Origin of the sequence: Rathayibacter caricis DSM 15933, assembly GCF_003044275.1 — a bacterium.
In the GTDB taxonomy this organism is placed as follows: Bacteria; Actinomycetota; Actinomycetes; order Actinomycetales; family Microbacteriaceae; genus Rathayibacter; species Rathayibacter caricis.
Genome location: NZ_PZPL01000001.1, coordinates 2057064 through 2076504, shown reverse-complemented (window position 1 = coordinate 2076504; position 19441 = coordinate 2057064). Strand labels below are relative to the sequence as shown.

Here is a 19441-nt window from a genome sequence, read left to right as displayed (position 1 = left end):
CTCCGTCACCGTCAGTTCACGGAGAAGCCGCTGGAGACCAGGTCGTCCGTGGTGATCGACTGCATCTCGGCGACCGCGTCGACGAAGGCCTGGCGGGTCCTCGCGTCAGCGGCCTTGGCGAACTCGTCGTTGTAGGCGCTGAACGCGACGTTCACGTTCGGGCCGTAGGTGAAGCTGGACACCGAGCCCGCCGCCTCCGACGCGATGTCGTAGAAGTCGGCCTGCTGGCTGAAGAACTCGGGAGAGGTAGTCAGCGCGTCGGCGGCGGCCTCGGTCGCGGCCGGGTAGACGCCCGAGATGTCGGCCAGAGCGGCGACGGCCTCCGGGTCGCTGTTCAGCCAGGTGGCGAACTCGACGGCCGCCTCGACGTGGTCGGACTGGGTGGTGACGGCCGTGCTCGAGCCGCCCCAGTTGCCGTTCGAGGGTGCGGAGGCGTCCCACTGCGGGAGCGTCGCCGCGGTCCAGAGACCGGCGGTGTCGGGGGCGTTGCCGCCGAGGACGCCGGGCGCCCAGACCGAGCTGATCCAGCCGACCTGCGAGCCGTCGTTGAGTCCGGCGTTCCACTCGGGCGTGTACATCGGCTTGTTGTCGATGGCGCCCTCCTCGACCAGTCCGCCCCAGTACTCGGCGACCTGCTCGGTCGGACCGGCGTCGATGTCGACGCCCCAGCTCTGGTCGTCGATGGACCACCAGGAGGCTCCGGCCTGCTGCGCGAGGCCGGTGAACCAGCCCGCGTCGTTGGCCGAGAAGGTGCCGAGGTACTTCGTCGGGTCGGCCGCGTGGACGGCGCGCGCCACCTCGGCGTACTCGTCCCAGGTGGTCGGGACGGCGAGGCCGAGGCTGTCGAGGATGTCGGTGCGGTAGTAGGCCATCATCGGGCCCGAGTCCTGCGGGATCGCGTAGACCGCGTCGCCGCCGAGGGTGACCGAGTTCCAGACGCCCTCGGAGTACTCGCCGGCCAGGTCGTCCGAGACGGAGCCGGAGATGTCGGCGAGCGCGTCGGAGGAGACCAGGGTCGGGATCTTCTGGTACTCGGCCTGGATCAGATCGGGAGCGCCGCTGCCGGCCTTGATCGCCGTGAGCAGCTTGGTGATGGCGGGGTCGCCGCCGTCCTGCTTGTTCACGGTGACCTGGATGTCCGGGTTCTGCTCGTTCCAGATGTCGACGACCTGCTCGAGGTTCGGCGCCCAGGCCCAGTAGTTGAGGTTCACGGTGCCGGACTCGCCGGCGTCTCCGGATGCGGTGCAGCCGGTGAGAGTCAGGGCGGCGGCGGCCGCGGTCGCGATGGCGGCCCTGCGGAGTGATGTGCGCATTCGTCCTCCTTGTCGAAGTGCTGTGTGGTGGTGGTGCACGGGCGCTCCGACGAGGGGTGGACGACGGTGTACCTGTGAGCGGTTACAGTTACACACACGGGACCGAGGGCTGTCAACTCGACGGAATGCGCGGATCCAGGCGGCTCTCGGGCCGGCACTGCTTCCGGCCGCGCTGATTTCCCGTGCTAGAACTGGGAGCGCACACAGTTCGAAGGAGATCTCCGCATGACCACCGACCTCAGCTCCCCCGTCGCCGACGCGGTCGCGGAGACCCCGCGCACCGCCGCCCTCGGCCGCCCCGGCCGGGCGCTGCTCAGCGGCCGCTCCGAGATCCGCTACGGCGGCGACTACAACCCCGAGCAGTGGCCGCGCGAGGTGTGGGACGAGGACATCGCCCTCATGCGCAGCGCCGGGGTGAACCTCGTCAGCATCGGCATCTTCTCGTGGGCGCTGCTCGAGCCGCGCGAGGGCGAGTACGACTTCTCGTTCCTCGACGAGCTGATCGCCCTGCTGCACGACGCGGGCATCGACGTCGACCTCGCCACTCCGACCGCGGCTCCCCCCGCCTGGTTCTGGAAGAAGTACCCGGAGGCGCGCCCCGTCACCCGCGAGGGCGTCACCCTCGGCTGGGGATCGCGCGGCATGGTGAGCCCGAGCTCACCCGAGTACCGCGCCGCCTGCGTCGCCCTGACGGAACGGCTCGCCGAGCGCTACGGCTCCCACCCCGCCGTCGTCCTCTGGCACGTCCACAACGAGTACGGCGCTCCGATCAGCGACGACTACTCCGACCACAGCGTCCGCGCGTTCCGTGCCTGGCTGCAGCGCCGCTACTCCTCCCTCGACGCGCTCAACAGCGCCTGGGGCACGCTCTTCTGGGGCCAGGTCTACGGCGAGTGGGACGAGATCGACGCACCGCGCGTCTCGGCGAGCGTGGTGAACCAGACGCAGCGCCTCGACTTCGCGCGCTTCACCTCGGACGCCCTGCTCGAGTGCTTCCGCGCCGAGCGCGACGCGATCAAGCGCTTCGCCCCCGATACGCCGGTGACCACCAACTTCATGGCGACCAACTGCCCGTCGGTCGACCTGTGGAAGTGGCGGGACGAGGTCGACCTCGTCGCCAACGACCACTACCTCGTGGCCGAGCGCTCCGACAACCACGTCCTCCTCGCCCTCGACGCCGACCTCACCCGGTCCCTGGCCGGCGGTGCCCCGTGGATCCTGATGGAGCACTCCACCTCGGCCGTCAACTGGCAGCCGCGCAACATCGCCAAGCGCCCCGGCGAGCTGGCCCGCAACAGCATGAGCCACCTCGCCCGCGGCGCCGACGCGATCCTCTACTTCCAGTTCCGCGCCTCGCGCTACGGAGCCGAGAAGTTCCACTCGGCGATGCTGCCGCACGTCGGCGTCGGCAGCAGGATCTGGAAGGAGGTCGTGGCCCTGGGCGACGAGCTCGCCGGACTCGCCGAGGTGCTCGGCTCCCGGGTGCACGCCCGCGCCGCGATCCTCTGGGACTGGGAGTCGTTCTGGGCCCAGGACCTCGAGTGGCGCCCGTCCGTCGAGCTCGAGCACCGCGAGCGCGTCATCGCGTACTACACCGAGCTCTGGCGCCGCGGGGTGAGCGTCGACTTCGCGCATCCGCACGCCGACCTCTCCTCCTACGACATCGTGCTCGCCCCCGCGCTCTACCTGGTCGACGCGACGTCGAAGGCGAACGTCGAGGACTACGTGCGACGGGGCGGCACCTTCCTGGCCTCCTACTTCTCGGGCGTGGTCGACGAGAACGACGCGGTGCACGCCGGTGGCGCCCCCGGCGCCTTCCGCGAGGTCCTCGGAGTGGCGGTGCCCGAGTTCCTGCCGCTGCACGCCGACGAGACCGTCGCGCTGAGCACCGGCGCCTCGGCGTCCGGCTGGGCCGAGGAGCTCGTGCTCGAGGGCGCGGATGCGGTGGCGGAGTACGTCGGCGGACCGGCCGCGGGCGGACCGGCCCTCACGCGCCACGGCTACGGAGAGGGCCGCTCCTGGTACGTCTCCACGCGCCTCTCCGGCGACGACCTCGGCTCGGTCGTCGAGGACGCCCTGCGCGACGCCAGCATCGAGGCCGACCTCTCCCCCGAGGGCCTCGAGACCGTGACCCGCGAGGGCGACGAGGCCGACTTCGCGTTCTTCCTGAACCACTCCGCCGACGACGTGGCCGTCGACGCGACGGGTGTGGAGCTGCTGACGGGAGCGGAGACGTCGGGGACTTTGACGGTGCCGGCGGGTGCGGTGCGGGTCGTGCGCCGAGCCCGCTGAGGCGCGACGATCACGAGGGCGCCCCTCGGACCTCGGTCCGGAGGGCGCCCTCGTGTCGTCCGGGGTGCGATCCGCCGTCCCCGCACCGACCTGAGGCGCACGCACCACCCGCGGGCATCCGCACCGTCCGCACTGTCTGCAGGTATCCGCACGATCTGCAGGCATCCGCACCGTCCGCAGGCCTGCGGACCATCTGCAGGTATCCGCACCGTCTGCAGGTATCCGCACCATCTGCAGGCACTGCGGGCCGGAAACAGCTTTCCGCCGCATCGACGAGGCACGCACGACGAGGATCCCCTGCAGATCGCACAAGCACCCCTCCGACCGTCGGATCGGAGGCGGTCCCGCCGCCCCTCTCCGCGCACGCAGAAGGGGCCCGGTCCGAAGACCGAGCCCCTTCCGGTGTCACGACCGAGGTCGCGTCACGGGGTGGTCGTTACTCGAGCGAGCCGTCGACGGTCTCCTCGAACGAGGTGACGTTGCCTTCCGAGTACTTGTAGATCGACACGGAGGCCTCGCTCGGGTCGCCGTTCTCGTCGAATGAGATCGGGCCGGAGAGACCGTTGTAGTCGATGTCCTCGTCGTCGGCGAGCAGAGCCGCGCAGTCGGCGAACGTGGTGCACTCCGTGCCGTCCTTCGAGACCGACTCGAGGTTGTCGCGGAGGGTCGCGCCGTCCGTCGCTCCACCCTGCAGCGCCGCGAGGGCGAGCAGGACGGTGGCGTCGTAGGACTCGGGAGCGTAGCTGAACACCGTCAGCGGGTCGTTGCCCTGCTCCTCGACGAGGGCCTGGAGGTTCGACTGGAAGTCCTCCGACGCCTGCACGCCCGGGTTGGTGAACTGGGCGCCGGCGATGTCGACGTTGGTGTCCGACTCGCCGATGACGCCGTAGTTGCCGTCCGTGCCGTAGAGCTTCGAGAAGTCGAATCCCTTGGCCGCGAGCTGCTCCGCGATCGTCTTGATCTCATCGAACGAGATCACGACGAGCGCGTCGGGGTTCGGGGCCAGCACCGTGGTCAGCGCCGAGTTGAAGTCCGTCGAGGCGGGCTCGAAGATCTCCTCCGCGGCGACGGTCGCTCCGCCGGCCTCGAGGGTCTCCTTGATGTTCTTCTCGAGACCGGTGCCGTACGCGTCGTTCATGTACAGGATCGAGACGTTGGTCTTGCCGTCGCCCAGGATCTTGTTGCCGAGGATGCGTCCCTGGAGCACGTCCGAGGGAGCGGTGCGGAAGTAGTATCCGTCGTCCTCGTAGGTCGTGAAGTCGGGCGAGGTGTTGGCCGGCGAGATCTGCACGACGCCCGCCTGGGTCACCTGGTCGATGAAGGTCTTCGACACACCGGACGACGCGGCGCCGATGATGGCGGAGACGCCGTCGGCGATCAGCGAGGTGGCGGACTGCGTCGCGATGTCGGTCGACGTGTCGCCCGAGTCCTTCGGCTCCGCCTCGATCGTGATGCCCGCGGCGGCCTCGTTGATGTCGGCGACCGCGAGGTCGACACCGGCGAACTCGGGCGGGCCGAGGACGGCCAGCGTTCCCGTCTGCGGCAGGATCGCGCCGATCTTGAGGGAGAGGTCACCGGATGCGCCGCTGTCCGTGCCCGCGTCGGTCTCGCCGCCACCGGCGCAGCCGGCGAGGACGAGTGCGCTGGCGCCCAGGATGGCGACACCGCCGAGGGTTGCCCGGAGGGACCGTGCGCGAGCCGAACCGGCCTTCGCGTAAACGCCCATGTTGCTCCTTGAGAGTGATTGTCGTCAGAGCGGTGCCGGAGGCAACCGCTCGGCAAACGTAACCTTCGAGGGGGCCGTGAACAATACGGGGGTGTTACGAACGGATTTCGCGACCGGATCGTTACTTCCGGCAGCAGCAACCGCTCTCAGCGACGCGATCCGCACTTCACGCCAGGATACGGCGCCTTCTGCGCTCGGCCGCGACGAGGTCGACTGAGAAGATCACCAGCGCGGTCCACACCAGCGCGAAGCCGAGCCAGCGTTCGGGCGGCATCGCCTCGTGGAGCACGAACGCGCCGACGAGGAACTGCAGGAACGGCGTCAGGTACTGGATGAAGCCGACGATCGAGAGCGGCAGCCGACGGGCGGCTCCCGCGAACAGCAGCAGCGGGACGGCCGTGACGATGCCGGCGGACGCCAGGATCAGCGCGTGCCCCGTGCCCTCCGTCCCGAAGGTCAGACCGACCAGCGAGCCCACCACGGCGAGCTGCACGATCGCGAGCGGAGTGAGCCAGAGCGTCTCCAGCGTCAGTCCCGACACGGCGTCGATCCGTCCGCCCACCCGGCTCTTCACGAGTCCGTAGAACCCGAACGAGAAGGCCAGCGCGAGCGAGACCCACGGGAACGAGCCGTAGCCGACGGCGATGACGAGCACCGCGACCGCGCTGATCGCCATCGCGATCCACTGGGCCGGTCGGAGCCGCTCCCGCAGCACGAGCACGCCCAGCAGCACCGTGACGAGCGGGTTCATGAAGTAGCCCAGCGCAGCCTCGATGACGTGCCCGGTGGTCGTCGCGATGACGTAGACCTGCCAGTTCACGTAGATCAGGGCGCCGGCGAGAGCCATCGCCCCCAGCAGCCGCGGCTCGCGGAAGAGGCCGAGGAAGCCCGCCCAGCTGCGCGTCACGGTGAGCAGGATCAGGCAGAAGACGAGCGAGAACATCACCCGGAACGCGACGATCTCGAACGGCGAGGCCGGTGCCATCGCGATGAAGTAGAGCGGCATCGCGCCCCACAGGAGGTAGGCGCCGAAGCCGAACCACAGTCCGGTCGAGGACATCGCACCGCCGCGCGCCCGCGACTCGGCGAGGGCCTCGACGCCCTCGCCCTCTGCGGCCGCGGTACCGGTCAGGTCGGGCTCGGAAGGGGTGCGGGAGGCGGACACCCGTCCGATGCTACGCACGCGGGCAGCCGCTGATCGGCACGGAACGGTCATCGGACGGCCGGATCAGGCCACCCGTCGCCAGGAGGACCGGCCCGGGACGACGAAGGGCCCGGCGACCTGGGTCGCCGGGCCCTTCTCGGGACGCGTCCTAGCGGACGACGACCGCGAGGACGTCGCGAGCGGAGAGGACCAGCAGGTCCTCGCCCGAGAACTTGACCTCGGTTCCGCCGTACTTGGAGTAGATGACCTTGTCACCCACGGCCACGTCGAGGGGGACGCGGTTGCCGTTGTCGTCGATGCGGCCGGGGCCCACGGCGACGACTTCACCCTCCTGCGGCTTCTCCTTGGCGGTGTCGGGGATGACGAGACCGGAAGCGGTCACCTGCTCCGCCTCGACCTGCTTGATGACGATGCGATCTTCGAGCGGCTTGATGGACACCGACACGGTTGACCTCTTTCTTGACGACGATGTGGCGGAGCGCGGTTCTGGCACACACGCTCCGAGAGTGCTAGATCCACTGTAGAGGCTGTGCTGGCACTCGTGCAATCAGAGTGCCAAGCGGAGCGTCGCGGAACGACGTCGGAGCGGCGCGGACGCCGTGGCCTACCATGGCCGGATGCATCGCGACGAGCTGGTCGAGCTCCTCTCCCCGGAGGGGCTCCGGCTCCTCGACTCCCTCGACGGATACCGCTCGGACGACCTCGTGCGGGCCGTCGCCCGGCTCCGGTCCGCGGGTCACTCCCCCGCGCTGGTCGCCGCCGTGCTCACCCAGTCGCGACTGCGCGAAAAGGCGCAGGGCAAGTTCGGCGAGTTCGCCCGCTCGATGCTCTTCACCGACGCCGGCCTCGAGCAGGCCACGCGGCTCCGTGTCGCCGCACTGCACGCGGGCCGCTTCGCGGCAGCGGGCACCAGGAGGGTCGCGGACCTGGGCAGCGGGATCGGCGGCGACGCACTCGCTCTCGCCGCGATCGACCTCGAGGTGACCGCCGTCGACGCCGACGAGATCACCGCGACGCTCGCGAGCTTCAACCTCGCCCCGTTCCCCTCCGCTCGCGCCGTGCACGCCGATGCGGAGTCCTTCGACCTCGACGGCTACGACGCCGTCTACCTGGATCCGGCTCGGCGCACCGCCGGTCACCGCGAGACGCGGCGCCTAGACGATCCCGACGACTACTCCCCGTCGCTCGACTTCGCTTTCGGCCTGGCCGCGCGCCTGCCCGTGGGCGTCAAGGTCGGCCCGGGCTTCGACCGCGAGCGGATCCCGGCCGACGCCGAGGCGCAGTGGGTGTCCGTCGAGGGCGACCTGGTCGAGACCGGACTCTGGTTCGGGTCGCTCGCCCGGCCCGGTGTCCGCCGATCCGCTCTGCTGCTCGGTGCGCAAGGCGCCGCCGAGCTGACCGCCGACTCGGACGCCGACGACGAGGAGGTCGGCGAGCTCGGCGCCTACGTGCACGAGCCGGACGGGTCCGCCATCCGGGCGCGATTGCTCGGTGAGCTGGCGCGCTCGAGCGGTTCGCGGATGCTCTCGCCCGGCATCGCCTACCTCACGGGAGACGAACCGTCCGCCTCGCCGTTCCTGCGCAGCTTCCGCGTCCTCGCCGAACTCCCCCTCGACGAGCGGACGCTCGCGAAGGAGCTGCGCGGACGCGGCATCGGCGTGCTCGAGATCAAGAAGCGCGGGGTCGACGTCGACCCCGCGCGGTTCCGCAAGAAGCTGGGACTGTCCGGCCGGGGCAGCGCCGTGCTGATCCTGACGCGGGTGCAGGGGCGCCACCGCGCCCTGCTGGCCGAGCGGGTGGCGCAGGCGGGCGTTTAGTAGTCGGCCGACTGGATCGCCACCACGAAGATGACGACGGTGATCGCGAGGTAGATCAGCGAGATCACGATCCCCGCGAAGCCCGTGATGATCGCGGTCAGGGAGAACCCGCGCGCTCCGGGCTCGCGACGACGCCCGAGGAACCCGAGGACGACGGCCGGTGCGGACAGGAGGAATCCGAAGCCCCAGGCGAAGATCGTGATCACGAGGCCGGCGATGCCGAGGATCATGCCCGTCAGGCTGAGGGTCCTCGGCGGGGCCGGTGCGGGCGGTGCGGAGGCGTACGCCGGCGCGGTGCTCGGAGGCGTCGGCGTCCCGTAGGACGGGGCGTCCGTGCGCGGAGCTCCGTAGCCGGGCGCCGAGGGCGGAGCTTGGTACCCGGACGCGGGCGTCGCGGGCGGAGCAGGCGGCGCTGGAGGCACGGGCGGAGCCGGCGGCACGGGCGGGACGGGGGCGGGACCCGGACGCTCCTCGGAGCCGGGCGCGGTGCTGTCGCTCATGCGGCCGAGTCTAGCCAGCGGCCGGTCTCAGCTCGGGAGGTACCCGTCGGTCCGCAGGTCCCCCACGAAGGCGGTGTACGCCAGGAAGCCCAGGACCGCCAGGACGACGACGAGGTAGCCGAGCACGAAGCCGGCGATCGCGAAGCCTCCGCCGCGGCGGCCGGACCGGCGGGCCCGGAACAGCCCCACGTGACCGAGGACGATCGCGGCCGGCGCGAGCCCGAGGATCCCGCAGAGGAGGGCGGCGACCGCGAGACCCTCGAGAGGCGGGCGGAGCGCTGGAGCGTTGGGCGAGTACTCATCCGGGTGCGCGGGACCCGTCGGCGGCGGGTAGGCCGCCGACGGGTCGACCGCGTCGGGAGCGGGAGGCGGGGGCACCGGCGTCCCGGCGGACCGATCGATCGCCGATTCGTCGTTCACGCGCTCTCCCCTCGCACAGGCTGGCTCCAGCCTACGGTCCCCGGCGGGACCGGTCGGCTCAGTACCCCGTGGAGGGGACGGTGGCCAGGGCGGCGAAGAACAGGACGCCGACGATCGTGTAGACGATGATCGCGACGAACCCGATGACGATCGCGGCGATCGCGAGGCCGCGGCCCTTCTCCCCCGTGCGCTTGATCTGCGACAGGGCGATGAAGCCCAGCACGATGCCCACGACGGAGACGAAGAACGAGGCGATGAAGCCGATGATCGCCAGGATGTTGTAGCGGTCGGTGGTGGGCGTGTACGGAGTCGTCATGGGATCCCCCTTGATCGGAACAGGAGACGCCAGCGTGGCAGCCGACGCTGCACACTGTCAAAAGGCTGAGCGACGCTTGTGTCGCCCCGAGACGTCGGCTAGCGGACCTGGATCTCGGTCACCGGGAGCGTGGAGTCCGCGCTGAAGTCGAGGCTCGACGGCGGGTGCCCCGCCTCGATGAGCTGAGCGGCGAGCGCCGCGATCATCGCGCCGTTGTCGGTGCAGAGCGAGAGCGCCGGGATCCGCAGCGCGATCCCCGCGGCCGCGCACCGCTCCTCCGCGAGCGCCCGCACCCGTGCATTGGCGACCACTCCGCCGCCCAGCAGCAGTCTCGGCACCCCGCGGTCGCGGCACGCCGCCACCGCCTTCGTGAGCAGCACATCGGCCACGGCCTCGCGGAAGCTCGCGGCCACGTCCGCGACCGGCACCTCCTCGCCGGCGTCCTGGCGCTTCTCCACCCACCGCGCCACGGCGGTCTTCAGCCCCGAGAACGAGAAGTCGTAGCGGTGCCGCTCGAGGTCCTTCGGCAGGCTCAATCCGCGCGGGAACCGGATCGCGCGGGGATCGCCGTCGGCCGCCACCCTGTCGATCTGCGGACCGCCGGGATAGGGCAGCCCGAGGACGCGCGCGACCTTGTCGAACGCCTCCCCGGCCGCGTCGTCGATGGTCTCGCCGAGCATCTCGACGTCCGAGACCAGGTCGCGCACGTGCAGGAGCGACGTGTGCCCGCCCGAGACGAGCAGCGCGATCGTGGGCACCTCGACCGGGCTCCCCTCGCTCCCGTCGGCCCGGAGCACGTCGGCGCCCACGTGGCCGACGAGGTGGTTCACCGCGTAGAGGGGCTTCCCGAGCGAGACGGCGAGGGCCTTGGCCGCGCCGACGCCGACCATCAGGGCGCCCGAGAGCCCGGGGCCGCTCGTGACGGCGATCGCGTCGAGCTCCTCGAGCGCGACTCCGGCGTCGGCGAGCGCCGTGCGCAGCGCCGGCTCGAGCGCCTCGAGGTGCGCGCGGGCCGCGACCTCCGGCACCACGCCTCCGTAGCGCGCGTGCTCGTCCATCGACGAGGCGATGGTGTTGGCGAGGAGATTCGTGCCGCGGACGACGCCGATGCCGGTCTCGTCGCAGCTGGTCTCGATCCCGAGGACGAGCGGTCCGTCGCTCATGCGGTCTCCTCCGACGCCCGCGGAAGTGGCGCGCGCATGACGATCGCGTCCACCCCGTCGGGCTGGTAGTAGGCGGGACGGACTCCGATCTCCTCGAAGCCCTCCGAACGGTAGAGGGTCTGCGCGCCGGGGTTGTCGGCGCGCACTTCGAGGAACACCTCGCGGGCCCCGCGCCGGGCGGCCTCCTCGAGAAGTTCCCGCAGGAGGCGCCGGCCGGTGCCGCGGCGGCGCGCGGAGGCGAGCACGGCGATCGTCTGCACGTCGGCCTCGTGCGCGCCGCGAGGGCAGAGCAGCCCCGCGTAGCCGAGCACGACGCCGTCCTCCTCCGCCACGAGGTAGCGGGTGTGCACGCTCCGGATCTCCTCCGCCATCATCCGGCTCGACCAGGCGTCGCTCGTGAACTCCGACTCCTCGATCGCCATGATCGCGTCGAGATCGGCGGGGGTCGCCTCGCGGAGGACGCTCACGCGGTCACCCGCTTGGGGCCGGCCGAGAGCGTCACGTCGGGCGAACGGAGGTAGAGCGGCTCGTCGGCGGGCAGGGAGCGGCCGGCGGCGCGGGCGAGTGCGGCGACGACTCCCAGCGCTGCTGCCGAGACGATGGACGCCTCGAGCCTCGGAAGCTCGGGGAACGGCAGAGCGTCGGGCTTGTCGAGGCCGGGGCCGCTCCGACGGACGGGCAGACCCTGTCCGTCGAGTCCGTCGTAGGCGCTCCAGTAGAGCTCGCGCCGACGCGCGTCGGTGACCACCAGGAACCCGGCGTCGCGGCCGTCGAGCAGCGCGGCCAGTGCGACGGCGTCGTGGGACACGACGGGGAGCGTCGGGATCCCGCGGCCGAAGGCGAAGGCGCGGGCCGCGGCGATGCCGACGCGCAGCCCGGTGAAGGGCCCCGGGCCCATCCCCACGGCGACGGCGTCGATGCCGACGGGAGCGACCCCCGCCTCCTCCAGCGCCTCGGCGATCAGGCGGCCGACGACCTCGGCGTGCCGCATGGTGTCGGTCTCGACGCGGTCCGAGCGGACTCCGCCCGCGTCGTCGACGACGGCGACGGAGGTTCCGGAGGAGGTGTCGATCGCGAGCAGCACCCTGACAGGCTACCCGCGCGCGGCGGGCGCGCTCAGGCCCAGCGGGTGCCGCGGAAGCGGACCGTCCGCGGCTCGATCGGCTCCTCGCCCTCCGCCGCGTCGGATCCGGCGGTCGGCCGCTCGATCACGATGTCGAGCCAGGAGTCGGCGACTCCGTCGAGCAGCCCCGCGCCCCACTCCACCACCACGACCGAGCGCTCGAGGTCGAGATCGAGGTCGTCCAGCTCGACAGCCGAGCCGACCCGGTAGGCGTCGACGTGCACGAGCGGGGGGCCGTCGTGCAGCGGAGGATGGGTGCGCGCGATCACGAACGTCGGGCTGGTCACGGGGCCGCGCACGTCGAGCCCCTCCCCCAATCCCCGGGTGAACGTCGTCTTGCCCGCGCCGAGAGGGCCGGTGAGGACGAGCAGGTCCCCGGCCTGCAGGGTCCGGCCGAGCTCGCGACCGAGCTGCTCCATCGCCTCGGGATCGACGACCTCCACGGTCAGATCGGCGAACCGGGCGCGCTCAGCCACGATCGCCGCCCAGCACCCGCCGCTGCACCCGCGGTCCGATCCGCGTCACGAGCTCGTAGTTGATCGTGCCGCACCAGCGCGCCCACTCGTCGACCGACGGGACGCCCGTCGTCGGGTCGCCCCAGAGGGTCACGGCGTCGCCGACCTCGATCGGGGCGTCGCCCACCTCGACGACGAACTGGTCCATCGCGACGCGGCCCGCGATGCGATGGCGTCTCCCCCGGATCGCCACCTCGGCGACTCCGGAGGCGCTGCGCGGGATGCCGTCGGCGTAGCCGAACGGGACGAGCGCGAGGCCGGTCTCCCCGTCGGCCCGGTAGGTGTAGTCGTAGCTGACCCCCGTGCCCCGGTCGACGCGGCGCACCCCCGCGACCCGTCCGTGCAGCGTCATCGCGGGGACGAGGCCGAGCTCGAGCGACGTCTCGTCGTCGAACGGCGAGAGTCCGTAGACGCCGATGCCGGCGCGCACCATGTCGCGGCGCGCCTCCGGGATCCTCAGCGCACCGGCGGTTGCCGCCAGATGCACGATCGGGGCGGGGACGCCGCTCGCCCGCAGGAGCTCCTCCCCCCGGGACAGGAGCGCGAGCTGCGCGAGGTCCTCGGCGCGCGAGGTGTTCGAGAGGTGCGAGAGCACGCCCGTCAGGTGCACGGTGCCGCGCTCCACGTGGCGCACGAGCGTCTCGACGAGCAGCGGCCACTCCTGCTCGGGAGCGCCGTTGCGGCTGAGCCCCGTGTCGAGCTTGAGCTGCACGGCCGCCCGGCCGCCGCGGTCCTCGGCGGCCTGGGCCACGGCCTCCAGCTGGGTGAGCGACGACACCGCCACGTCGATCCCGTGCTCGATCGCCGCGTCGAAGTCCTCGCCGGGGTCGTGCAGCCAGCAGAGCAGCGGAGCGAGGACGCCGGCCTCGCGCAGCGCCACGGCCTCCTGGAGGTCGGCGGTGCCGAGGGCGTCGGCTCCACCCGCGAGCGCGGCCTGGGCCGCTGTCACGGCGCCGTGCCCGTAGCCGTTCGCCTTGACGACGGCCATGAGGCGGCGGGCGCCGGTCAGCTCGCGGAGCCGGGAGACGTTCCTCCGGATCGCGTCGGTGTCGATCAGCGCTTCGCGGAAGGACAGTGGAGCGGTCACGACTCGGCCACCACGAACGCCGTCGCGATGCCCGCGTCGTGGCTCATCGACAGGTGCACCCGCGTGATGCCGCGCGCATCGGCGGCGGCCCGGGCCGCTCCGTGCAGGGCGAAGGAGGGGTTCCCGTGCTCGTCGCGCTCCACGACCATGTCGTGCCAGCGCGCACCCGCCGAGTCGCCGAGGGCCTTGATGAACGCCTCCTTCGCCGCGAACCGCCCGGCGAGGGAGGCGATCGGCAGGTCGCGTTCGCTGGCGGCGAACAGGCGGTCGCGCAACCGCGGGGTGCGGTCGATCGCCCGGCCGAACCGGGCGAGGTCCACGACGTCCACGCCGATCCCCACGATCACGGCAGGGTCACTCGACCGTGACCGACTTGGCGAGATTGCGCGGCTGGTCGACGTCCAGGCCCTTCGCGGTCGCGAGCTCCATCGCGAACATCTGCAGCGGAGTGACGGCGAGCAGCGGCTCGAACAGCGGGTCGGCGAGCGGGATCGGCACGACCTCGTCGGCGATCTGGATCGCCGCGGTGTCGCCCTGCTCGGCGATCGCGATGACGCGGGCGCCGCGCGCCTTGATCTCCTGGATGTTCGAGATCACCTTGCGCTGCAGCTCGTACGACTCGCTCGGGCTCGGCACGATCACGAAGACGACCTGGCCCGGCTCGATGAGCGCGATCGGCCCGTGCTTGAGCTCCCCGGCCGCGAAGCCCTCGGCGTGGATGTAGGCCAGCTCCTTGAGCTTGAGCGCACCCTCGAGCGCGACCGGGTAGCCGACGTGGCGGCCCAGGAACAGCACCGCGCGGGTGTCGGCCATCCAGCCGGCGAGCTGGACGATGGCGTCCGAGGCGTCGAGCACCTTCGAGAGCTTCTCGGGGATCGCCGCCAGCTCGGCGGCCTGCGACGCGACGACCTCGGCGGAGGAGGCTCCGCGCAGCGTCGCGAGGTGCAGACCGAAGAGGTAGAGGGCCGCGATCTGCGCGACGAAGGCCTTGGTCGACGCGACCGCCACCTCCGGGCCGGCGTGCGTGTAGAGGACCGCGTCGGACTCGCGCGGGATCGTCGCGCCCTGGGTGTTGCAGACCGAGAGCGTCTTCGCGCCCTTCTCGCGGGCGTACTTGACCGCCATGAGCGTATCCATGGTCTCGCCCGACTGGCTGATCGAGACGACGAGCGTGCGGGGCGTGAGCACCGGGTCGCGGTAGCGGAACTCGTGGCTGAGCTCGACCTCGACGGGCACGCGGGCCCACTTCTCTATCGCGTACTTGGCGACCATGCCCGAGTACGCGGCGGTGCCGCAGCCGATGATCGTGATCCGGTCGATCTCCGTCAGGACAGGGTCCAGGCCCTCGAGCTCGGGGAGGGTGATCGTGCCGTCGGCGATCCGGCCGCGCAGGGTGTTCGCGACGGCCTCGGGTCCCTCGGTGATCTCCTTCGCCATGAAGCTCGACCAGCCGCCCTTCTCGGAGGCGGAGGCGTCCCAGGCGATCTCGAACGGCTCGGTCTCGACCGGCTGCCCGAAGAAGTCGGTGACCGTGACGAGGTCCGGGGTGATCGTGACGATCTGGTCCTGCCCGATCGCGACGGCGCGGCGGGTGAACTCGACGAACGCCGCGACGTCGGAGCCGAGGAAGTTCTCGCCGTCGCCCAGGCCGATCACCAGCGGGGAGTTGCGCCGCGCGCCGACGACGACGCCCGGCTGGTCCTGGTGCAGGGCGAGCAGCGTGAAGGCGCCCTCGAGCCGCGCCACGATCGCCTGGAACGCGAGCACGAGGTCGCCGGTCCGGCGGTACTCGCGGGCGATGAGGTGAGCGGCCACCTCGGTGTCGGTCTCGCTCTCGAAGACGACGCCCTCGGCGGCGAGCTCCTCCTTCAGCGGCTGGAAGTTCTCGATGATGCCGTTGTGGATGACGGCCAGCTTGCCGTCGTCGGCGAGGTGCGGGTGGGCGTTGCGGTCGGTCGGCCCACCGTGGGTCGCCCACCGGGTGTGCCCGATGCCGGTCGTGCCCTGCGCCAGCGGGTGCGCTTCGAGGTCGTCGACCAGGACGCTGAGCTTGCCCGAGCGCTTGCGGCTGTCGATCACGCCATCGGCGTCGATCACGGCCACGCCCGCGGAGTCGTACCCGCGGTACTCCAGTCGCTTCAGGCCCCCGAGCAGCACGGCCAGGCTGTCACGCGCGCCGACGTATCCCACGATTCCACACATGCGCTCGATCCTAACGGCGCGGGAGGGGCGGATCGCGGCGGCCGGGCCGCAGGGTCGCCGGCCGCTAGGATCGGTGATTGTGCCGTCGTCAGCTCGCGAACCCGGGCGAGAGGCGCAGCCCTCCCCGTTCGTCGAGATCGTCCGCTCCGACTGGGCCGAGCTCGCCCGGTCGACGGAGCTCCCGCTGACCGAGACCGAGGTCGTGCAGCTGCGCGGACTCGGCGACCGGTTAAGCCTCACCGAGGTCGCCGAGGTGTACCTCCCCCTCTCGCGGCTCCTCGCCCTCTACGCGGCGGGAGCCCGCCACCTGCACCGGGCGACCAGCACCTTCCTCGGCGAGCGCGCTCAGCCCACGCCCTTCGTCATCGGAGTCGCCGGCTCCGTCGCCGTCGGCAAGTCCACGATCGCGAGACTGCTGCGCGAGCTCCTCGCCCGCTGGGAGGACACTCCCCGGGTCGAGCTGGTGACCACCGACGGGTTCCTCCTGCCCAACAGCGAGCTCGAGCGGCGCGGGCTGATGAGCCGCAAGGGGTTCCCGGAGTCGTACGACCGCCGCGCGCTGCTCCGCTTCGTCTCGGAGGTGAAGGGCGGGGCCGCAGAGGTGCGCGCGCCCTTCTACTCGCACCTCTCGTACGACATCGTCCCCGATGCCGAGATCGTGGTGCGCCGACCCGACGTGCTGATCGTCGAGGGCCTGAACGTGCTGCAGCCTCCGGTCCCGGGCCACGGCCTCGCGGTCAGCGACCTGTTCGACTTCACCGTCTACGTCGACGCGCGCACGGGCGACATCGCCCGCTGGTACGAGGAGCGCTTCCTCGCTCTGCAGCAGGGCGCGTTCGCGAACCCGAACTCGTACTTCCACCGCTACGCGTCGCTCACGCCCGACGAGGCCCGTGAGCGGGCACGGAGCATCTGGACCGCGATCAACGAGCCGAACCTCGTGCAGAACGTGCGTCCGACCCGCAGCCGCGCGAGTCTGGTGCTGCGCAAGCAGTCCGACCACGCCGTGTCGTCGGTGCTGCTCCGCAAGATCTGACGCAGGGTGGACACGGTCTTCCTGGAGTCCGTGGGTCTCGATACGCCCCTCCGGGGCTACTCGACCAGCAGATGATGGCGGGCCTCCTCCGAGGAGGTCTTCCACTGCTTGCTGATCGAGTAGCCCGCGCAGCGGGCGTATCGAGATCCACCAGCGCCGGAGCGCCGACCCCTAGGTGCGCAGCTGCTCCAGCACGACGTCGGCCAGAGACTGCGCGAGACGATCCGCCGTCTCCTGCGTCTTCGCCTCGACCATCACGCGCACCATCGGCTCGGTGCCCGAGGGGCGGAGCAGGACGCGGCCGTCGGTGCCGAGCTCGGCCGAGGCGTCGGCGACGGCCGCCGCGATGACCTCGTCGGCGTGCACGCCCTCGCGGTCGACACCGCGGACGTTGACGAGGGTCTGCGGGAACACGCTCATGACCGCGGCCAGATCGGCGATGCTCCTGCCGGTCCGGGCCATCTCGGCGGCGAGCTGGAGCGCGGTGAGCACGCCGTCGCCGGTGGTGGCGAAGCGGCTCATGATGACGTGGCCGGACTGCTCGCCGCCGAGCGAGTAGCCGCCGTCGTTCATCGCCTCGAGGACGTAGCGGTCGCCGACGGCGGTCTCGATGACGCGGATGCCCGCGTCGGCCATCGCGAGCTTCAGACCGAGGTTGCTCATCACGGTCGCGACGAGCACGTTGTCGCGCAGCACGCCGCGGCGGGCCATCGATGTGGCGAGGATCGCCATGATCTGGTCGCCGTCGATCGTCCGGCCGGTGGCGTCCACCGCGAGGCAGCGGTCCGCGTCGCCGTCGTGGGCGATGCCGAGATCCGCTCCGGCCGCGACGACCGCCTCGGCGACGTGCTCGAGGTGGGTCGAGCCGACGCCGTCGTTGATGTTGAGGCCGTCGGGGTCGTTGCCGATGACGGTGACCGTGGCGCCCGCGTCCGTGAAGACCTCGGGCGAGATGCCGGCGGCCGCGCCGTGGGCGCAGTCGATGACCACGTGGAGCCCGTCGAGGCGGGTGCTGCCGAGCGAGCCGAGGAGGTGGACCACGTAGCGGTCCTCCGCGTCGGAGAAGCGGCGGATGCGGCCGACGTCGGCACCGGTCGGGGTCAGCGGCGGAACGCCGAGAGCCGCCTCGATGCGGTTCTCGAGCTCGTCGGGGAGCTTGCGCCCGCCCGCGGCGAAGAACTTGATGCCGTTGTCGGCGGCGGGGTTGTGCGAGGCCGAGATCATCACGCCGAAGTCCGCCTGCTCGTCCGCGATCAGGTACGCGGTGGCAGGGGTCGGGATGACGCCGGCGTCGAGGACGTCGACTCCCGCACTGGCGAGTCCGGCGGCGACAGCGGCGCCGATGAACTGACCGGAGATTCTGGGGTCGCGGGCGAGTACCGCGAGGGGGCGTCGACCCTCCGCACGGGCGGCCGCACCGAGTACACGGGCGGCCGCCTGGGCGAGGCCGAGAGCCAGGTCGGCCGTGACCTCGCGATTGGCGAGGCCACGGACGCCGTCGGTTCCGAACAGGCGCGTCATAGTGCGCAGTCCACTTCTCGAGCTACTGATCGAGCGGCCCGTCGGGCCGCACCGACTAGCGCTTCGAGAACTGCGACGCCTTGCGGGCCTTCTTGAGACCGGCCTTCTTGCGCTCGATGACGCGAGCGTCGCGGGTCAGGAAGCCCGCCTTCTTGAGGATCGCGCGGTTGTTCTCGCGGTCGATCTCGTTGAGCGCACGCGCGATGGCGAGGCGCAGCGCGCCGGCCTGGCCGGAGGGGCCGCCGCCGGTGATCTTCGCGACGACGTCGTACGAGCCGACGAGGTCGAGCACCTTGAAGGGGTCGGTGATCAGCTGCTGGTGCAGCTTGTTGGGGAAGTACTCCGCGAACTCGCGGGCGTTCACGGTCAGGCTGCCGGAGCCCGGGACCAGGCGCACGCGGGCGATGGCCTGCTTGCGTCGGCCCACGGCTGCGCCGGAGACGTTGAGGACGGCGCGGGGCGTCGAGGACGCCTCGGTGGCCGCGCTTTCGGTGGAGTAGCTCTCGGGAGCCACGTCGATCTGGTCTGCGATCTTCGCCACGGTGTAGGTGATCCTTTGTCTTCGAAGTCTGAGGTGTCGGGGAGGGCCGGAGCCTACTGGGCGACCTGGGTGAAGGCGTACGCCTTGGGCTGCTGCGCCGCGTGGGGGTGCTCGGTGCCCGTGTAGACCTTCAGCTTGCGCAGCTGCGCACGACCGAGGGAGTTCTTGGGGAGCATTCCGCGGATGGCCTTCTCGACGGCGCGGATCGGGTTCTTCTCGAGGAGCTCGGCGTACGTGGTGGCCGAGAGGCCGCCCGGGTAGCCGGAGTGGCGGTACGCCTTCTTCTGGAGGAGCTTCTGACCGGTGAGGGCGACCTTCTCGGCGTTGACGATGATGACGAAGTCGCCCATGTCCATGTGCGGCGCGAAGGTGGCCTTGTGCTTGCCGCGCAGGAGCGCCGCGGCGTGGGTGGCGAGACGGCCGAGCACGACGTCGGACGCGTCGATGACGATCCAGTCGTGCTGGACGTCAGCCGGCTTCGGAGAAAAAGTGCGAGTCACGTGAGTGCTGCTTTCTGGTCGGAGTGAGGTGTTCGTGAATCCCGCTCCGTGGCCGTTCGCCCCGCGAGGGGGCGAACCGATCCGGTGGAGGGCTCAACTTCGGGCGCTCGGCACACGGCCGAAAACACCAAAGGTCAACATTACAGCAAGGACGCCGTCAGCGGTAGCGCGGAGGCCGCAGCCACTCATCGCAGCCACGCGTCG

At 71.3% G+C, this 19441-nt stretch carries 20 protein-coding genes; 3 read left to right on the top strand and 17 right to left on the bottom strand.

Annotated elements, in window-relative coordinates; translation table 11 throughout:
- Nucleotides 1–11: 11 nt before the first annotated feature.
- Nucleotides 12–1313, bottom strand: a complete 1302-nt coding sequence (locus tag C1I63_RS09630) for an ABC transporter substrate-binding protein (protein WP_055787417.1) — start codon at nucleotides 1311–1313, stop codon at nucleotides 12–14.
- 225 nt (nucleotides 1314–1538) lie between these two features.
- On the opposite strand from C1I63_RS09630, the gene C1I63_RS09625 reads away from it, so the two are divergent.
- On the top strand, nucleotides 1539–3605 hold the full coding sequence (locus C1I63_RS09625; RefSeq protein WP_107574627.1) for a beta-galactosidase: 2067 nt from the start codon (nucleotides 1539–1541) through the stop codon (nucleotides 3603–3605).
- A gap of 436 nt (nucleotides 3606–4041) precedes the next feature.
- Here C1I63_RS09625 and C1I63_RS09620 read toward each other — a convergent pair whose 3' ends face one another.
- The 3 genes from C1I63_RS09620 to groES form a co-directional block, all read right to left on the bottom strand.
- A complete protein-coding gene (locus tag C1I63_RS09620; protein WP_107574626.1) occupies nucleotides 4042–5331 on the bottom strand; it encodes an ABC transporter substrate-binding protein in 1290 nt (429 codons plus the stop codon).
- A gap of 166 nt (nucleotides 5332–5497) precedes the next feature.
- Entirely contained in the window at nucleotides 5498–6391 is an 894-nt protein-coding gene (rarD, locus tag C1I63_RS09615) for an EamA family transporter RarD (RefSeq protein ID WP_055788964.1), read from the bottom strand.
- Nucleotides 6392–6644: 253 nt separating this feature from the next.
- Entirely contained in the window at nucleotides 6645–6941 is a 297-nt protein-coding gene (groES, locus tag C1I63_RS09610; protein WP_055787236.1) for a co-chaperone GroES, read from the bottom strand.
- A gap of 172 nt (nucleotides 6942–7113) precedes the next feature.
- On the opposite strand from groES, the gene C1I63_RS09605 reads away from it, so the two are divergent.
- A complete protein-coding gene (locus C1I63_RS09605) occupies nucleotides 7114–8313 on the top strand; it encodes a class I SAM-dependent methyltransferase (protein ID WP_107574625.1) in 1200 nt (399 codons plus the stop codon).
- On the opposite strand, the gene C1I63_RS19450 is transcribed toward C1I63_RS09605, so the two are convergent.
- From C1I63_RS19450 to glmS, 10 genes are all read right to left on the bottom strand, one after another.
- Nucleotides 8310–8813, bottom strand: a complete 504-nt coding sequence (locus C1I63_RS19450; RefSeq protein WP_146168426.1) for a DUF4190 domain-containing protein — start codon at nucleotides 8811–8813, stop codon at nucleotides 8310–8312. The genes C1I63_RS09605 and C1I63_RS19450 overlap by 4 nt on opposite strands.
- A 27-nt stretch (nucleotides 8814–8840) precedes the next feature.
- Nucleotides 8841–9233, bottom strand: coding sequence for a DUF4190 domain-containing protein (locus C1I63_RS09595; protein ID WP_055787227.1), 393 nt, complete (start codon nucleotides 9231–9233; stop codon nucleotides 8841–8843).
- 58 nt (nucleotides 9234–9291) lie between these two features.
- Complete coding sequence (locus tag C1I63_RS09590; protein ID WP_055787225.1) at nucleotides 9292–9549, bottom strand: DUF4190 domain-containing protein; 258 nt, start codon at nucleotides 9547–9549, stop codon at nucleotides 9292–9294.
- Between the two features lie 98 nt (nucleotides 9550–9647).
- Nucleotides 9648–10712 carry a tRNA (adenosine(37)-N6)-threonylcarbamoyltransferase complex transferase subunit TsaD gene (gene tsaD, locus C1I63_RS09585; RefSeq protein WP_107574622.1) on the bottom strand — a complete coding sequence of 355 codons (1065 nt, stop codon included), beginning with the start codon at nucleotides 10710–10712 and terminating at the stop codon, nucleotides 9648–9650.
- Nucleotides 10709–11179 carry a ribosomal protein S18-alanine N-acetyltransferase gene (gene rimI, locus C1I63_RS09580; RefSeq protein WP_243591103.1) on the bottom strand — a complete coding sequence of 157 codons (471 nt, stop codon included), beginning with the start codon at nucleotides 11177–11179 and terminating at the stop codon, nucleotides 10709–10711. Before rimI ends, tsaD begins: the two co-directional genes overlap by 4 nt.
- Complete coding sequence (gene tsaB, locus C1I63_RS09575) at nucleotides 11176–11796, bottom strand: tRNA (adenosine(37)-N6)-threonylcarbamoyltransferase complex dimerization subunit type 1 TsaB (RefSeq protein ID WP_107574621.1); 621 nt, start codon at nucleotides 11794–11796, stop codon at nucleotides 11176–11178. The genes rimI and tsaB overlap by 4 nt, the downstream gene beginning before the upstream one ends.
- A 32-nt stretch (nucleotides 11797–11828) precedes the next feature.
- The gene (gene tsaE, locus C1I63_RS09570) at nucleotides 11829–12254 is read right to left on the bottom strand and encodes a tRNA (adenosine(37)-N6)-threonylcarbamoyltransferase complex ATPase subunit type 1 TsaE (protein WP_107575809.1); all 426 of its coding nucleotides are present in this window, start codon (nucleotides 12252–12254) and stop codon (nucleotides 11829–11831) included.
- 49 nt (nucleotides 12255–12303) lie between these two features.
- A complete protein-coding gene (gene alr / locus C1I63_RS09565) occupies nucleotides 12304–13437 on the bottom strand; it encodes an alanine racemase (RefSeq protein WP_107574620.1) in 1134 nt (377 codons plus the stop codon).
- Nucleotides 13434–13784 carry a holo-ACP synthase gene (locus tag C1I63_RS09560; protein WP_107574619.1) on the bottom strand — a complete coding sequence of 117 codons (351 nt, stop codon included), beginning with the start codon at nucleotides 13782–13784 and terminating at the stop codon, nucleotides 13434–13436. The genes alr and C1I63_RS09560 overlap by 4 nt, the downstream gene beginning before the upstream one ends.
- Before the next feature lie 7 nt (nucleotides 13785–13791).
- A complete protein-coding gene (gene glmS / locus C1I63_RS09555) occupies nucleotides 13792–15639 on the bottom strand; it encodes a glutamine--fructose-6-phosphate transaminase (isomerizing) (RefSeq protein ID WP_055787202.1) in 1848 nt (615 codons plus the stop codon).
- Nucleotides 15640–15718: 79 nt separating this feature from the next.
- Here glmS and coaA point away from each other — a divergent pair, with 79 nt between their 5' ends.
- Nucleotides 15719–16675: a type I pantothenate kinase gene (gene coaA / locus C1I63_RS09550; RefSeq protein ID WP_055787198.1), complete on the top strand. Its 957-nt coding sequence runs from the start codon at nucleotides 15719–15721 to the stop codon at nucleotides 16673–16675.
- 171 nt (nucleotides 16676–16846) lie between these two features.
- On the opposite strand, the gene glmM is transcribed toward coaA, so the two are convergent.
- The 3 genes from glmM to rplM are packed head-to-tail and all read right to left on the bottom strand — an operon-like array spanning nucleotide 16847 to nucleotide 19237.
- Nucleotides 16847–18196, bottom strand: coding sequence for a phosphoglucosamine mutase (gene glmM / locus C1I63_RS09545; RefSeq protein WP_055787195.1), 1350 nt, complete (start codon nucleotides 18194–18196; stop codon nucleotides 16847–16849).
- Nucleotides 18197–18251: 55 nt separating this feature from the next.
- A complete protein-coding gene (gene rpsI / locus C1I63_RS09540) occupies nucleotides 18252–18737 on the bottom strand; it encodes a 30S ribosomal protein S9 (protein ID WP_055787192.1) in 486 nt (161 codons plus the stop codon).
- A gap of 53 nt (nucleotides 18738–18790) precedes the next feature.
- On the bottom strand, nucleotides 18791–19237 hold the full coding sequence (gene rplM, locus C1I63_RS09535) for a 50S ribosomal protein L13 (RefSeq protein ID WP_055787189.1): 447 nt from the start codon (nucleotides 19235–19237) through the stop codon (nucleotides 18791–18793).
- Between the last annotated feature and the right edge of the window lie 204 nt (nucleotides 19238–19441).

Bases quoted from the DNA above. Each gene is read 5' to 3' on its own strand.
- C1I63_RS09630 (WP_055787417.1), bottom strand. From the start codon at position 1,313: ATGCGCACATCACTCCGCAGGGCCGCCATCGCGACCGCGGCCGCCGCC.
- C1I63_RS09625 (WP_107574627.1), top strand. From the start codon at position 1,539: ATGACCACCGACCTCAGCTCCCCCGTCGCCGACGCGGTCGCGGAGACC.
- C1I63_RS09620 (WP_107574626.1), bottom strand. From the start codon at position 5,331: ATGGGCGTTTACGCGAAGGCCGGTTCGGCTCGCGCACGGTCCCTCCGG.
- rarD (WP_055788964.1), bottom strand. From the start codon at position 6,391: ATGTCCTCGACCGGACTGTGGTTCGGCTTCGGCGCCTACCTCCTGTGG.
- C1I63_RS09605 (WP_107574625.1), top strand. From the start codon at position 7,114: ATGCATCGCGACGAGCTGGTCGAGCTCCTCTCCCCGGAGGGGCTCCGG.
- C1I63_RS19450 (WP_146168426.1), bottom strand. From the start codon at position 8,813: ATGAGCGACAGCACCGCGCCCGGCTCCGAGGAGCGTCCGGGTCCCGCC.
- C1I63_RS09590 (WP_055787225.1), bottom strand. From the start codon at position 9,549: ATGACGACTCCGTACACGCCCACCACCGACCGCTACAACATCCTGGCG.
- tsaD (WP_107574622.1), bottom strand. From the start codon at position 10,712: ATGAGCGACGGACCGCTCGTCCTCGGGATCGAGACCAGCTGCGACGAG.
- tsaE (WP_107575809.1), bottom strand. From the start codon at position 12,254: ATGGAGCAGCTCGGTCGCGAGCTCGGCCGGACCCTGCAGGCCGGGGAC.
- glmS (WP_055787202.1), bottom strand. From the start codon at position 15,639: ATGTGTGGAATCGTGGGATACGTCGGCGCGCGTGACAGCCTGGCCGTG.
- glmM (WP_055787195.1), bottom strand. From the start codon at position 18,196: ATGACGCGCCTGTTCGGAACCGACGGCGTCCGTGGCCTCGCCAATCGC.